Annotated in this window: 6 protein-coding genes; 3 read left to right on the top strand and 3 right to left on the bottom strand. The window is 34.2% G+C overall.

The genetic code is table 11. The features are described 5' to 3' along the window. Position 1 precedes the first annotated feature (1 nt). Together RLT85_RS09705 and RLT85_RS09700 are read left to right on the top strand one after the other, a co-directional pair. Positions 2–10291, top strand: coding sequence for a toxin TcdB middle/N-terminal domain-containing protein (locus RLT85_RS09705; RefSeq protein ID WP_311401838.1), 10290 nt, complete (start codon positions 2–4; stop codon positions 10289–10291). Beyond that, complete coding sequence (locus tag RLT85_RS09700) at positions 10260–10907, top strand: hypothetical protein (protein WP_311401837.1); 648 nt, start codon at positions 10260–10262, stop codon at positions 10905–10907. Before RLT85_RS09705 ends, RLT85_RS09700 begins: the two co-directional genes overlap by 32 nt. A gap of 47 nt (positions 10908–10954) precedes the next feature. Here RLT85_RS09700 and RLT85_RS09695 read toward each other — a convergent pair whose 3' ends face one another. The 3 genes from RLT85_RS09695 to RLT85_RS09685 all read right to left on the bottom strand — a co-directional run bounded on the left by RLT85_RS09695 (position 10955) and on the right by RLT85_RS09685 (position 12558). Continuing rightward, positions 10955–11290, bottom strand: coding sequence for a helix-turn-helix domain-containing protein (locus RLT85_RS09695; protein WP_311401836.1), 336 nt, complete (start codon positions 11288–11290; stop codon positions 10955–10957). A 173-nt stretch (positions 11291–11463) separates the two neighbouring features. Continuing rightward, the gene (locus tag RLT85_RS09690) at positions 11464–11829 is read right to left on the bottom strand and encodes a helix-turn-helix domain-containing protein (protein ID WP_311401835.1); all 366 of its coding nucleotides are present in this window, start codon (positions 11827–11829) and stop codon (positions 11464–11466) included. Between the two features lie 507 nt (positions 11830–12336). Then, positions 12337–12558, bottom strand: coding sequence for a hypothetical protein (locus RLT85_RS09685; protein WP_311401834.1), 222 nt, complete (start codon positions 12556–12558; stop codon positions 12337–12339). Between the two features lie 338 nt (positions 12559–12896). On the opposite strand from RLT85_RS09685, the gene RLT85_RS09680 reads away from it, so the two are divergent. Beyond that, positions 12897–16790: a leucine-rich repeat domain-containing protein gene (locus RLT85_RS09680; protein WP_311401833.1), complete on the top strand. Its 3894-nt coding sequence runs from the start codon at positions 12897–12899 to the stop codon at positions 16788–16790.

Raw genomic sequence — 16790 nt, 5'->3', positions numbered from 1 at the left:
TATGGCACAGAATTATTTTAAAATACTTAGAAAATCATACATTGCGAGCACTTTTCTGACTACTTTGATGAGTAACCTCTTGATTTTTGGGCAACCCATTCAGCAGATGGCGGCTCAAATGGATCATTTTGAACAGGTAACACTTAAAAAGTCCAATGGGAGCGAAATCAGCCTTACTACCAAAGAGTACACTAATTCGTCATCTCCAACTTCTCATACATTTTACGCAAAGGAAAAAAAAGGTGTCATTGGGAAAATGATAGCTTCCGACAGGGAAAATCCAAGGGATAACTTTTTTACGGTAGAGATCCCAGATAATCTCCAACTAGATAAGTATCAAGCTAAAATCAGCTATGATTTGTATGGATTGACGCATGCTTCACAAACGACCAAAAGTATCAATAACACTTCTTCTTATGGCGGAATGCTTCTTACCAAAAATAAGTCTTGGAATGCGGTAAGTGAATATATTTCTATCGCTGACTTGAAAACAGGAAAAAATGAGGTCTATTTTACCCGTCGTGCCGATGAAACTTACCAATATAAAATCAAAAATTTTCGTTTGGAATTGCTTAAAAAAGAAAAAGAAGTTGTGCTAAGCGAACCTGTTCTGAAGAACTTTAACGGAAATGTTTATATTTCAGGATTAAGCTCCAATCCTTCTATAAAACAACTAAAAATAGGAGAAAAATTAATTTCTGTAAACAATGGTATTTTTGAAGGGGTTTTAGAAAATATTTCCAAAAAAACCAAACAACTAGAAATTACTTATACAATAGGAAATCAAGAACATTCTTTATTGGCCAATGTATCATTTCAAGATACCAAAACAAAAACAATCGCTCATTCATACATAAATGATTCTAAAAATAACCACTCATTCTCATACGCTACACTAGAAAAAAGATTACAGCACTTTGAAGCCTTGGGAATTGATCTGTCTAAAAAATTTAAAAACAAAAAATTAGGTCTAGCAGGAGAAGTAAGTATTAATGGACTTAATTTCAAAGATTTAAAATCAGTATCAGAAGAAATAGAAAACGTGACTGATGGAGACTTTTTGGGATACCGACTCAAAAAAAACAATATAGACGATAGCATCCCGCTCCTACTCCACTTAAAATACGATCCTGCAAAAATACCCAGTGGGTACACCCCCAAGGACGTCAAAACGTTTTATTTTGACCACCAACATAAAAACTGGAAAGCTTTACCTATAGATAGTTTAGATGTAAAGAATCAAACCGTTATAACTACCGTAACTCAGGATACAGATTATATAAATGGAGTAATTAAAGTACCAGAAAATCCAGAAACGTCTAGTTTTGTTCCTACTGCAATGAACGATATTGAATTCGCCAATCCGGCTGCAGGTGTTGTGAGTATCGCTCCGCCTGCTGCAAACAATATGGGAACGGTCAATACCAGTTTTCCTATAAAACTTCCTAAGGGAAGAAATGGTATGCAACCTTCACTCTCGGTCTCTTATAATAGTGAAGGAGGTAATGGTTGGATGGGTCTAGGATGGAACATTAACATCCCAGCGATTACCTTAAATACCAAATGGGGGGTTCCCGCATTTAACGTAACTCATGAGTCGGAATTGTATTCTTTAAATGGAGAAGAGCTTGTGTTAAAAAATAATGGAACCTACACTAATCCTCATCGTACGGATAATATTTCACGTGTTTCCAATCGAACCTTTTATTTGAGAAAAGAAGGAAGTTATTTAAAAATTACACGAAAAGGGACAGCCACCTCAAATTATAGCTGGATTGTAGAAGATAAATTTGGAAATAAAAGTTATTATGGTGGAATAAATAGTGCATCCAATGCATATGTAATTAAAGACAATGGAAATTCAGGTAATATTGTCTATTGGGCACTTCTCAAACAACAAGACCGGTATGGTAACTTCACTGAATATTTTTACACTAAAGACACCAATTCTTATGGTTTCAATACTTTTGGACAAATCATACAAGGAACAGAGTTTTATATCGATAGGATAGAATATACAAAAAAAGGAACTTCAACTTCCAATTTCTACACCGTGAAATTCAATCGGGATTCTTCAGGAAGACCAGATGTGGTAGTAAATGCAAGAAATGGTTTTATTCAACATACCAAAGATCTTTTAAATGAAATAAAAATCAGCTTTAACTCCCAAACTATACGCAGTTATGAATTTTCATACAAAACCAGTAACTTCCAAAAATCTCTATTAGATAAAATAGCAGAATATGATAAAGGGGGTAATTTATTTTACAGCAATACTATTGAATATTACGATAACGCGAATCCTAATTCAATAATTTCATCCAGTCCAAATTCTTGGAATGGAAACAGTGATCAAATATCTTCCCCGTTACATGATATCGCTACCGGTGGAGTCGGAAGCCTGATCCCCAAAGGATCCGCTTTGGGTACCAGTACCTCTGACGGCTTCTCAGTAGGGTTGAGAGGCGGGTTTGGAATAGGACTTAATCCAACTAGTGTCAATACAACCGTAGGTGGTTCGGTTAATTATAGTCAAAGCAATCAAGATGGCCGAATAAGCTTTATTGATATGAATGGTGATGGACTTGTAGATAAAGTTTTCAATAATAATAATCACATTTATTATCGGCCAAATACTGGCAATAGCTTTGAAAACTCAATAGAAATTAGTGGAATAAACAGGTTGAGTAAAACCAAATCAAGAACAACAGGTTGGGGCTTGGATGCGAATGCACTAGGGTTAATAGGTGTAGGAAAAAGTGAAAGTACCACAAAAAGTAGAACAGATTATTATTTTACAGACTTCAATGGTGATGGACTCCCTGATATGGTAGGCGGTAACCATGTAAAATTCAATATTACCCAAGCTGGCGCAGATTATTCTTGGAGGACTTTTGATGATTCTCCGAATGAATCTGAAAACCTGATTTCTTCAGGAGTGATCAGTTCCGAATTAATCCAAAATTTAGATTTGGATAGTGAAGAAGAACTTCGCGCCCAATTTCCGCAGTTTGATCACGTAAAGGTATGGCGTGCACCCTATGATGGAAATATCTCAATAAGTGGACAGGCCCGATTATGGCAGGAAAACAATTGCAACGATAATCCAAATAATTTTAGATTAACCGTGGAGCGTCAAAACGCACAAGGTATCTCCATAGTCGGTAATCAGGAATCGCTTAACGCCCCTTCAATAGGTTATAAAACTATTAATAGGGGGATAACCAATCTAAAAAAAGGTGACTTGGTATTTTTCAGAATTCACAATACAGAATATGGTTGTGGCGGGGAAATCGAATGGAACCCTCAAATCACTTATAGCATTATTGATGAAGATAATGATTTTGTCGATACTTGGCCCAATTCAGATCTTAACCTGATTGACGAGAATAACAAATCGATTAAAACATATAATGCAAAAAATGATTATATAGTGAGCGGCGGCGAATGGAGTCCCGATAAAAACGATACTCAAGTTCAACTGAATTTTAACTTGTCAAATTCAAATTTTAGTGCACTACAATTTTCTGATGATATAGATTTTATAATTAAAAAAATAGCCCTTGACCCTATTGATGGGAGTATGATACAAGAAACAACTTGGAAGAGAACCTATCAAGCTTCATCCGGAAATTTTCCTACTACTACTGATCCTAATCAATTTAATACTTCATTAAGTTCTTCCTATAATTACGTTTTCCGTTTTACCGCAGAAAGTGATTCTAATGTTGCTTGGGATAATATTCAATGGGATCCGGAAGCCTCAGGCCTAAATTCAGGACTAAATTTTCCACAAGTAAATTACGTATCCTATAACGATAATACCAATCAAAAAAAATACTGGTATCATAGTAACGAACTTGTTTCTCCAATTATTTCCAATGATGGGCAAGACCTTTTATTAAAAATTAAGCATACTATGTTTTCTCAGAATTATGAAATTTTTCTAAACCAGTTCAGTGACGAGGAATTTCCGTTAAAAATTCATTGGGTAACTAAAGAAAAAACACCTGGTTCCCCGGCAAAAGTTTTATATAAAAAAACTTTTTTCTTACAACGTTTGAATCAATATCCATTCGGGAATTGGAACTATAATTTTTACAATGACGAACAGCTCACTTCAGTAGTTAATTCGGTAAGTGGATATCACCAATTTTTCTTGAGTAAAGACAAAGTGGAAACCATCTATGATAATAATGGAACGATTTTTTCGTCCTTCAACGTGGGCAATAAACGATTTGCTTTGGGTAATGGCGCCGATATTATTTTAGAATTACATCAAGACGAAGCACAATATTATCCTACATTTTCTTCAACAACTTTGTCGTCGCCATTTTTGGCTTCCACCCCTGCCTTTTATGGGTTACCCTACAGGGGATGGGGAGAATTTTTATATAATGGAGGGTTAAGCATAACTTATGATGATGATGAAAACATTACTGGAACAGAATATTTTGATGGCATTATTGATCCAGATGTTTTTCCAGATCCCGAAGAGCTAGATGACCAAAGTGAAATAGATGACCTACAAGATCAAATTAATGAAGAAAATCCTGAAGATGCTGGTATAACCGAGTCTGCTATCCGGTATACGCTTTATGAACAACAAAACAATCAGAACAGATATTTAAACACAGGTATCAAAGATGCTATTTACGGGTTTACCGCACATAATGGACAGCAACTTCTGACTTCCACTATTGGGCGTTTTGGTGAAGCTGACATCTATGACATCTATATTGATGAAGCGGATATTACAACTAATGAAAATGGTTTTTTTGTGGGACTTAATCAACGATCTAAATCAAAGGGAAAAGCAAAATCCGGTAATCTCGGTGGGGATATTACAGGAGGTGCAAGCCTTAACGGTACATTTAGTTATGCGGAAAGCAATGTATTAAACCAGTATATTGATCTTAACGGAGACCGGTATCCCGATATGGTTACCAAAGGTAATATTCAATACACCAATATGTTGGGAGGGCTATCAGATGATCCTAATTTTGTGCCGGATAATGATTTTGTTGCCGGAAGTAAGAGTAGTGATGAAACCGTGGGGGTATCCATATCAGGTCTACAGGCGAATTCGACCGCGTCTTCTAATAATCAAGTCACAGGGAACCAGACCCGGACCAATGTTAATTCAGGAATAAATAGTAGCTCGGGAAAATCTTTTGACGAAAGGCTATGGATAGACTTGAATGGTGATGGATTAACGGATAAGGTAAGAGTAAAAGAAACAGAAATAACGGTTCAGTTGAATACCGGGTATAGCTTCACAGATGAAATGTCATGGGGGGTTGGCTATTCCGGTACTTTTTTAACGAGTGAAAGAACAAATAGTTCAATTGGACCGTCGTTCAACTTTAATAGTTCTTTTGCTGCTGGTTTTGGGGCTTCTACAAGTGTTGCCAATAGTAATGTTACTTTTATTGACGTAAATGGTGATGGATTGCCCGATCTTGTTCGGAAAGTAGGATATTATTATAAGTATTATTTAAATACAGGACTTGGATTTTTACCTGAAACACAAGGTAAAAATTTCTTTAATAGTTCGATTGAAGAAAATAAATCTGTTGCTGGAAACTTATTTGGATCCTATACTAACGGATTTACGATCCCTATACTTTTTATCGTCTTAAAAGCAACTTTTTCGGTTTCCGGAGGAGTAAATGGTAGTTTTAACGAAACCACAACAGCCGTCCGTGATATTAATGGTGACGGATACCCAGATGTATTGCATAAGAAAAATAACAATTCTTCTGTCAATGCCAATTTAAATCAAATGGGGAAAACACATTTGTTAAAAAAGGTAAATACCCCGTTGGGTGGAAGTTGGACGGTCGATTACAAAAGAAACGGCAACACCTACGATATGCCTCAAAATAAATGGGTGATGAGCGAATTAAAAAGCAACGATGGGTTCAATGGTGATTCCAATTTTGGATCTAACGAAACCCTCACCACTTTTGCTTATGAAAATGGAAAATATGATCGTCGTGATCGAAGTTCTTACGGCTTTGCCAGTGTGAAAGCAGAACAACACTATCCTTCAGATCCAGATGGCGACCCCTATCGGTACACCATAAAAAAATACCATAACCAAAATTATTATTTACAGGGAATGGTAAAAGAAACAGCAAGTTATAAAGCTAATGGAGACCTTCTTTCTAAAAGTAAAAACTATTACAACATGCTCAACCCGGAATTGCCACTCATTGAGAGCAACGTGGGATTGGATGAAGAGTATCAACAGTCCAGTACAGGTGAACTTGACCGTACGCGTTTGTTTCCAGTAATTGTCAAAACGATATCCACGAATTACGAAAATGGAAATGCCCTCAATTTGGTGAAAGAGTTTGAAGCGTACGATAATCAAGGAAATCTCACGAAGTATATCGATTGGGGAACCGGCGGCCAAGATGCTTATCGTACAGAAATCTCCTACGGCATTAACAATTTTCCAGGCCTACCCACCAATATAAAGGTAAAAGACCTTTCAGGAACTGTTTTACGGGATAGGGATGCCTCTTATAACGGATATGGAAAACTTAATATCGTAACGGTTCATCTGGGCAATGGGCAGACCAACCGTATCCAACTAGGTTACGACACTTATGGAAACACCACGAGCGTAAAGCAGCTAGACAATTTAGGTCCCGCTGGTGCTTTTACACAGAACATTTCTTATGATCCTGTTGTGCATACCTATCCCACTAATTTTTCCGATTCATTCAACCAAACTTCTTCTGCCCAGTACAATTACCTATTTGGCATACCCGTGTTGACAACAGATATGAATGGTAAAAAAATACGTACACGAATCGATAACCGCGGAAGGATCATCGAAGTAACCGCTCCCAATGAAATGGAAGATGGTGCTTGGAATGATTGGACCATCAGAAACATTTATCAAGGAGAAGAACAGATTATAAGTCAGCTTGACAATGCAGGAACCGAAACCTATCTGATTGATTATGCGGCAGGAAGTTTCCCGGCCATACCTGCTGGCAACTCCCAACCTACAAACAGTCAACACTATGCCATCACAAAACACGCCGTGATGGATGCTTACAACGATGAACTTTTAACCATTAGCATTGCTGACGGCTTTGGAAAAGCTGTCCAACTTAAAAAATCGCATTACACCAATGGAGGAATGGTATGGCTCGTGGGTGGTTATGAAAAAAAAGATTCTTTTGGCAGAGTGGTTAAAAGCTACCTTTCTGCAAATCAAGGAGGGTATACCACTTTAAGTACTTCAAAAACCTATTATGCGCCAAATTTATCTAATTTTCTCACACCCGTAGAAATGGTGTATGATGAAAAAGACCGAAAAACTAAAATAACTCAGCCCAATGAATCCGAGAGTACAAATATTACATACGAAATAAATAATAATAGGTTGCTTACAACAGTTGAAAATGAAAACAACCAAACCAATACGACCTATACCGATGTGCGGGGACGAAAAACCAAAACCATTCAAAACGGGGAGATTACGACCAATTTTTATTATAACCGCATTAATGAATTAATAAGGGTCAAAAACACCCAAGGCTATAATACGAAATATGAATATGATAAGGCAGGAAGAAGAACGCGCGAAGTACATCCCGACCGTGGGGTAGCTACTTTTAAGTACAATAAGATCGGGAGCGTGATCGAAAAAAAGACCTCCAACCTCTTCCAGCAAGGTAGTTTGGGACCTATCACCTATGACTATACTTATAATCGCTTGACGAATATCAATTATCCCAACCGACAGGAAAATAATGTTGAATACGTTTATGGTACTCAAGCACAGCCGGGAACCAATGGAATTGGACGTCTTATTTTACAAAAAGATGCTACGGGTATACAATCGTTTCAATATGGTAATCTGGGCGAACTCACCCTTAACGCGAGAGCGATAGCCGTTGCGGGTAGGACGTCTTACTGGTACATTTCAAAATGGGAGTATGATTCTTGGAACCGTGTTCAAAAAATCACCTATCCCGATCAAGAAGAGGTGATCTATAATTATGACCCAGCAGGACAACTTCAATCTATAAGCAGTGATATACCCGGTGTAAATTCTGATGATATTGTGGCTGACATTGCCTATAATAAATATGGAGAAAGGGAAAGAATCATGTACGGGAATGGTACGGAAAGCATATACCAATATGATTCTCGAAGAAGGTTAGATATCCTAAGCCAGAATTTCACCAATTTTCAAGTCCAAAAACAATATCAATACGATCCTTTAAGCAATATTATTGAAATTGCCACATTAGAGAATTCAAGTATTTTACCTACCAGCGGGGAATTAGGAGGGCCTACTTATCACTCATATAAGTACGACGATTTTAATCGATTGAAAGATGCTGAAGGATTTTATATTGGGCCAAATGACCTCGCCCCCTCCCTACTTCGACAAAATTATAGCTTAGGTATGGAATACGATGAAGCCCATAACATTATCCAAAAGTTACAAACCCATCAGCAAGGAACGGTTACTAATTTAAATGGAGAACTTCAACAACCCGAAGTTATGGGAAATACCGATTACAAATTAAAGTATGATGATTATGCTTCTGGAAGCTATTCTGTTGATGGGGAAAGTTATGTACAGCCGCACGCGCCGCGAACTATCACTCAATATCCTTCAAATAGTGATGACCCAAATGATACGCGCACCAAGAAACAATTGATAGAATATGATGCCAACGGTAACATGACTGCCATTAAAGAGGAAATTACAGATCCTGAAGAACCCATTGGGTACCGGGAAATCACCCTCAAACAAAACCTTTGGGACGAAGAGAACCGGCTAAACGCGGTTGACCTCAATCCTGAGGCGCCAGAAAATAAACCCGAAGTAGCGGCCTATACCTATGATGCCAATGGAGAAAGGATCATAAAATATCTCCCAGCCAGATTAGATGCCTATTATAGTGCAGAAGCTGCTGGCAGCAAAGCAAGAATGGAAGCTGTTATGTATCCAAGTCCCTTATTAACAGTAAAAACCTTACCTTTACCAAAAGGAATTACTTCTTACCAAATGGCACGCATGACAATCACAAAATACACCAAGCATTACTATATTGGCTCTGAACGCATCAGTAGTGCACTAGGAACCTTGCCTAGCTTGGGGATACTTTGTCAAGCAAATAGTCCTGGCCAAGCTTTGATAGAAGAAGTAAATCTTAAATTACAACAAGCGGAAGTGGCTATTGGTAAAGATTTCATAAGTTTTGATAAGCAAGAGAACTTACCTCCAACCCTACCAACGCAAATTGCAAGAGCTTGCGGAAAAGCACATGACGATTCCAAGTATGATGCTTACTGGTACCACCCCGACCATTTGGGAAGTTCAAGTTACATCACTAACCGGGATGGGAATATATCTCAGCATATGGAGTATTTACCGTTTGGGGAAACATTGGTAGAAGAGCATTTAAACTCTTATAACTCGCCGTACAAGTTTAATGCAAAAGAACTTGACGAGGAAACAGGCTGGTATTATTATGGCGCACGCTATTATAACCCGAAATGGAGTATTTGGTTAAGTGTCGACCCGTTGGCCGAAACCACGATGCAACCCTACTCGGCATTCAACAACAATCCAGTATTTTATACCGACCCAACGGGTATGATAGCAGAACCACCGGGCGATTATTATGACAAACAGGGGAATTGGTTATATAATGACGGGATAGATGATAATAAGGTTTATGAGGTTAGTCAGGCGCCAGGGGTATCTTCCGATATTGAAGGTTCGGGGGCATTAAATGTAGAATATGTGGGACAAGTTGAAAATGTAAAAATGACATTTACCGGAGAAGCTAATTCAGAAAATACAAAACAGGCAGATGGACAACTTAATGTAATACAAGAAGTAAGTAACGGAAAAGATTATACGAGAAGTAGTTTTGATGCTGTGGGAGGGCCTTGGGGAAATGGTTCTCCTGAAAATGGAGATTATTCAGTAAATACTTTACTTGACAGAGGCCCAAAGGGATGGTATAATAAAGGAATGACAAAAGATGGGATAGGTTTTAGCCTAAATGTAGATCCTCAGTTTAAAACAGGAAGGTCATTATTGAGAATACATCCCGATGGAGGTAAATATTTTGGGACACAAGGTTGTATAGGTTTAACTTGTGGAAAAAGTGGATTAACTAATTTTAAAGGTTTAATGCAAAACACTTTATCCACGCAAGATAATATACCTTTAAATATAAACATTTTGAACAACCCTAATAATAATGGTTATGGTAAAAAAACTAAGTCTAACGGTGAATAACATTTTCTCAATCTTACTATTTTTATTATGTTTTTTAGGTTTTGTTTCGTGTGGAACTAAAGAATCAAAAGATACGGTAGCTAAAAAGGAAAAAATTTCCTTAGACAACCCTATTCAACAAACCGTTAATTTTGTGCCTGATAGTACGATAAATAATGTACTAACTTTAAACAACAGTAAATCGTCCAAACAATTTTACCCTGAAATATCTTCTTCGGTAGAACTAATAGAGCGCTTGAGGGAAAGCCCGGTTTTAGCCTTTAATAGTAAAGCTAAAGAGTACCTGTTATTGTACCAGTATGAAGGAGGAGTGAAAAATGAATTTAGCTGTTTTGAAATAGGGTATATAAGTAATTTAGGGGAAAACGAAACAATAAATACAGATTATAAAAACTTTGAAACAGAGAGCGGTTTGAAGTTAGGTTTATCCAGCGAAGAATTGATAAAAATAAAGGGGGCATCGTATAGTAAAGAGGGGAACAAAATTGTTTATCGAATGGACGATTATCCGAATTCTAATTTTTTAAAAAAATACAATATGCCTGCATATTTTTTAGAATGTACATTGAAGAACAACAAAATTAACAGAATAAAATTTGGATTTGATTATCCTTAAAAAGAAAAATTATTTCACAATAAGACCGCCCAAGTGGCGGTTTTCTTTTACATAATACCTTGAAGCTTAGTCTGCTTCAAGAACGCATCAAGGAGGGCGAAAACGTGCTGTTTTTCGTCCTCTTTTAGTTTTTGGATATCGAGTACACGGGAAACGATACTTTTTTCCAAAAGTACATCGGTAGAACCTACCAAATAATCCAAGGACACTTCCAAGGCCTTGGCCAACTGCGTGGCCATCTCAATGGACGGTTTTACTTCTTCCCTTTCATAACGTCCAATAACGGCACCGTGAACCCCCACGAGCTTGCCTACTTCGTCCTGCGACATTTTTTTATCCTTTCTCACTTCTGTGAGCCGTTTACCAAAGCTATTTGACTTCATAAATGTATCGAAAACCACAAAATGTAGAATATTGGGCAGACAAAATATCTAAAAAATTAGAGTCTTTATCAGAGCCAATAATTTTAAAAGATGGCGACAGTACTAAAAATTTTAAACACAATAAATTGTTTGATAACTAAATACAAAGCCATCTAGTCGGGTGGCTTTTTTAGTTACAGCATCGCCACGTTCTTCGTAAAGAAGTCCTTGAACTTCTTTTTTGTGAGCATCGTCTCGATCATCCCAAAGACAATAGATTTATCTTTTTCATCCAGTTCGGAAATCAACCGCATCTGCTCTGAAGTGGTCTTGTCTTCCAAAACTATATCCGTGGGAATGTCATCGCCCATATGTACGATATCATCAATGGTAATCCCGTAGAACTTGGACAGCTTGTCCAGTAAGTCAACCGAAGCTTCCCTTTGACCGTTCTCGATTTTACTATAATGGGAAACGCCCAAATCCACCTCTGCGGCGACTTCCTTTTGTAAAAGTCCTTTTTCTTCCCTTAAACGCTTGATATTACTGGCTACGCTCATAATGATATTGAATTAAATACAGTCCAAAGATACCCAAATAGTCCATTTTAAGCAATAATTATCCATATTGTCATTACATTAGTTGCCTAATAGTACATTTATTGGAACTTTTGCGATGTACAAATTGGCTAAAAATAATTTACCTATGGAAATAAGCGAGATAAAACAAGGGCTGACAATGGCAAACGTGTTGCACTATTACGGACTAAAAACCGATAAACAAAGTAGATTAAACTGTCCGTTCAGAGGGAGAAGGGAAATAATCCCTTCTTTCCTTCTGAAAAATGATTATACGCTTTCCGCTAAAAGTTGCGTTTATAGGTTGAATTCAAAGGTTAAAAGAATAGTTCTTTTCTGTAAAGCGAGATATTTTTATTCTATTCTTGCGTCATTATCCTGTACGGGTGTAAAATAGTATCTTACAGTATATTTATATCCTTACGGGTATAATCTTAAAGGATAAGGAATCAGTTTTATAAGCATAAAACTCCAGTAAGAATCACTTCTTTACAAAAAAACATCTCTTTCTATTATACCACGCCAATTTTGTAGAGTAGGGGGAGTAGTGGGTCGAGGAATGAAGTTATCGCTTGCTTCAATTTGGGCAAAGCCGTATACCAACTTATTTCCTTTAGGGCTGAACGAAACCCGAATCACATATTCTTTATAATTACATTGCTCTTGTACCCCTAAGTCTAACCACGATGCGCCTAGATGGATAGTTTTCAATAATTTGTATTACTGAATGACAGGCAGGGATTGACAAAAAATAAAATTATTATAAATAATAACAGTCAATTAATTTCTTATTGATTTCTGCAAAATCTAGCCTTTCTTTGATTTTGTCGAAAATTATAATTTTATTCATTATCTTAATGAAATTAGAAGATCTCTGGAAGAAGTATGTTTACTTCAATATACTGGAGTATGATAAAATTGTTATCAATTACACACCGCATAAGTGGATAAAATCAATTCAACCAACTTCTAAAGACACAAAAAATAAATTACATTCGTAAAACATCTTAACTAACTCTTAAGAAAAATTAGTGAACTCAACAACTTAAATGAAATATACAAGTCAAATAATTGATAATATTAAAGATTATTATAATATAGAATTATCTCGATTAATTGAAGATGATAGAGAAATATCTAAAGTTGAATTTTATAAAAATGAAAATAAATATTCTTTAGATTCAAATGGAAATATTATAAAAATGAACCTTAAGGATAATGCCATAAGTGATTTAGAAGGTTTGCTAGAAGCTTCTAATACATTAACACATCTAAATCTTTCTGGAAATAAATTAAATAAAATTAATCTAATAAATAACTTTAAAAAGTTAAAACATCTTGATTTAGGTTCCAATGAAATAAAAGATATAACTGGTTTGAAAAACCTAGGAAATCTTGAATATCTATACTTGGATAATAATCAAATTACTATAATTCCCAACTTGGACTTATTCAACTTAATAGAATTTTGGGCTTATTCTAATAGAATAAAGGATATATCTAACATAAAATATTTAACCTCAATAAAATCATTAAATATATCTGATAATCAAATATCGAACATTTCATATTTATCAAAGCTTACAAAATTAGAGAATTTTAATGTTAATAAAAATAAGATACACGACATATCAACATTAAAAAATTTAAAAAGTTTTGAATCACTTGATTTATCACATAATCAGATAACAGATATAACAGCCCTGAAAAATATTTCAGTTAATACTGACTTGATGATTGGTCAAAATCAAATTATCGATTTGACACCTCTTTATCAAGCCTTAAAAAGAAAAAAAATCAACTTTATTAATGCATTTGAAAACCCATTGATTTATCCTCCTTTAGCGATTGTAATGAAGGGTGAAATTTCAATTACTGAATGGTTTGATAATATAATAAATACAACTAAAGAGAAAATAATTGAAAATAAGCAATCTAATTCTAGGATTTTAGATATTGGACGAATGGGATTAACTGACTTGAGCTTGATTCCAGAATTGTTCCAAATGCACGATTTAAAAGAATTAATTATCAGTAATGAATGGGCTGAATACAATGAGGTCGAAAAAAGATGGATACGGCGGGAATCGCAAAATAAAGGTTTGAAAAATAATATTTTTAATATACCATCTGATATTGCTAAACTTCAAAATTTAGAAAAATTGGTTGTAAGTGGTGATTGGAAAAGTAAACATAGCAGCAAAAGTAATAATTGGAGGATTATTGATGTTTCATCTTTATTCAAATTGAAGAAGTTACAATTTCTAAATATTAGTAATAATGAAATTCAAGATATCTCTGAGGTTACTAATTTGCAACATTTAGAAATTGCGCATATTAATAACAATAAGATTGATAAAGCTCCTCCATTAGTTGAGTTGAAAAATTTAAAGGAAATTTATTTAAGTAATAATTTAATAGAAAGTATTGATTTTTTGAAAGATTGCTTACAATTAGTAACTGTCGATTTGCATTCTAACAGAATTAGTAATTTGATTCCCTTAGAAAATTTATTACTTAATTCAACTACCGGTATTAAAATTAGAAATTCAAGTTGGGAAAAAAAAGTAATATCAATAAGTAAAAACTCTCCCAATATAGTCCCTCCATATGAAATACTGGAACAGTCTAATGAAGGTTTTTTTCTTTATTTAAGACAGCTTAAGTATGAAGGAATGCTAGAATTAGAATCTTATTATAACAAAGAGATTAAAATTATTTTAATTGGAAATTCTAATTCTGGAAAATCAACTTTATTAAATTATCTAAAAACGAAGAGGTTCAAAAAAAATATTCCAATAACTCATTGGCTTGTTACAGAGGAATTACTAAATGTCAAAATAAATAATGAAACTTTAAAATTAAGATTTTTTGATTTTGGTGGACAAGATTATTACCACGATACTCATAAGATTTTCTTTTCAAGTGATTCCGTCTATTTATTATTGTGGGATAACAATAGTAATCATTTAGGAGAAATTGAAGATAAAAGAGTTAAACCTTCCATAAAAACACAAGTCTTCCCTTTAGAATATTGGTTAGATTCTATTAAAATATATGCGAAAAAATCTTTAACAGAATCGCAAAAACAAATGGAGCAGTTATTGGATGAAAGAGATGTGAAAATTAATTCTAAAATTAAAGATCCTACAAAAGGTAATTGGACAGTTGACGTTTTGGATGCTACTGATTCAATTGGTAGGATTGCGAACAATAGGAATGTATTAATTATTCAAAATAAAATAGAAATAAGTCAAGGATACTTAAATCAATTTAAATTAGTCAATGACTACCCTAATATATATGACTTTGCTAATCTTTCTCTTTTAGAAAGTAAGGGCAAAAAGCAATTTGAGGAAAATTATCTAGATATAATTAAGAAAAATTCCAATTACAATAGACCTCTATTAGCAACGTGGGGTTATGTAAAAGACAATTGGGATAAAATTTTTAAAAGCGATGATTTCATTATTGACATGAGCATCTTTAGGGAAAAAATCAATAGTTTCATATCTATTTGGCTTAAAAACAAATTTAATAAATCGGAAAATGAAATTTCTAATATTCTTTTTGAGGATGAAGAGATTGTGTTGTTTGCCAAATTTCTAAAAGAAATTGGTTTAGTTATCTATCATTCACAAAAAGAGAACTATCAGGGTTCGATTATCGTTAATCAAAATAATTTTTTAACTGAAGTCTATAAAATACTCGAAATCTCAAAAAAGCATAATGGAAAAATTAATTTAAATGAACTGAATGAAATCAATCATAAAGACGAAGTTATAAGAACTCTGGTTAATCATAAGATTTTATTTAAAGGACTAAAAGATTCAAATTATATTGCTCCCTTATTTTTGCAAGAAAAACCTGATTTACTAATTGATTTATTAGCTGACATCAAAACACCATTTAGAAGATTTAGATTTAATGGATTCATCCCTAAAAGTATAATCTTATCAATATTTTCAGAAGTTTTTAATAAGCAAAATGTGTCTAATGAAGGTTTCTACTATTGGAAAAATGGATTAATATTTAAGGATAAAAAGACTAAACAAAAGGTTTTTATAAAATTCAACATAGATTACAAATATAAATGCGCTTACATCGATGTTTTTAATTTTAAAAGTAACGTTGGAGATGATTTTATAAAAACATTTATTATAATTATAAAAGCAGTTATTGAAATAGAAGGAGTACAAATAAATGAGCTGTTAACATTAGATGGTATTTATTTTATTGAGTTGAAAAATTTGAAATTCAACTATGAAAATAAAATTAATTATATTACAGCCAAAGATTTTTTGAACGAAGAAAGTGTTCAGATTAGTGTATATAACTTTAATAATTTGTTAGAAGATAGTATGAAAAAACCGACCAAAAAACTATTTATTTCTTACTCCAAACAGGATGAGGAATTAGTCAATAATTTTATCGAACATCTTTCAACCCTACAAAGCTCTGGCATTATCGAGTCTTGGTATTGTACAGAATTAAAGGGAGGAGATGACTGGGATTTAACTATTAAGGAAAAGTTGGATGAAGCAGACATAGTGTGTTTTATGATTAGCCCAAAATTTATGTCTACTCCATATATACACAAATATGAAGTGAAGCATACTTTTAAACGCTATGAGAGAGATGGAAAAGTAAAAATAATTCCTATAATTTTAGATTATATTGATTGGAGTCGTAAATATAATTTTAAATCTGAATCCGGTGAAGAGCTTGCTTGGCCTTTAGATAAATTTACTGCTTTACCATTTATAGGAAAAGAGGTAATGGAATTCAAAAATCAAAATAAGGCTTGGTACTTAATAGCAAATATTATTAAGATTATAATTGAAGATGATATTAATTCAGAAAAAGATGAAGATGAGATTGTTAGAAAATTTCCTCCGAAAATTAAAAAGCTATATGAAGATATAATTAAAGATAATATTTGA

It is taken from the genome of Mesonia ostreae (assembly GCF_031845265.1).
GTDB classification, from domain to species: domain Bacteria; phylum Bacteroidota; class Bacteroidia; order Flavobacteriales; family Flavobacteriaceae; genus Mesonia; species Mesonia ostreae.
The sequence above is the reverse complement of the archived record's forward strand: the minus strand, read 5'-3'. Positions and strand labels throughout refer to the sequence as shown.

Excerpts from the sequence above, each read along its gene's own strand:
- RLT85_RS09695 (WP_311401836.1), bottom strand. The coding sequence starts at position 11,290 with ATGAAGTCAAATAGCTTTGGTAAACGGCTCACAGAAGTGAGAAAGGAT.
- RLT85_RS09690 (WP_311401835.1), bottom strand. The coding sequence starts at position 11,829 with ATGAGCGTAGCCAGTAATATCAAGCGTTTAAGGGAAGAAAAAGGACTT.
- RLT85_RS09680 (WP_311401833.1), top strand. The coding sequence starts at position 12,897 with ATGAAATATACAAGTCAAATAATTGATAATATTAAAGATTATTATAAT.
- RLT85_RS09705 (WP_311401838.1), top strand. The coding sequence starts at position 2 with ATGGCACAGAATTATTTTAAAATACTTAGAAAATCATACATTGCGAGC.
- RLT85_RS09700 (WP_311401837.1), top strand. The coding sequence starts at position 10,260 with ATGGTAAAAAAACTAAGTCTAACGGTGAATAACATTTTCTCAATCTTA.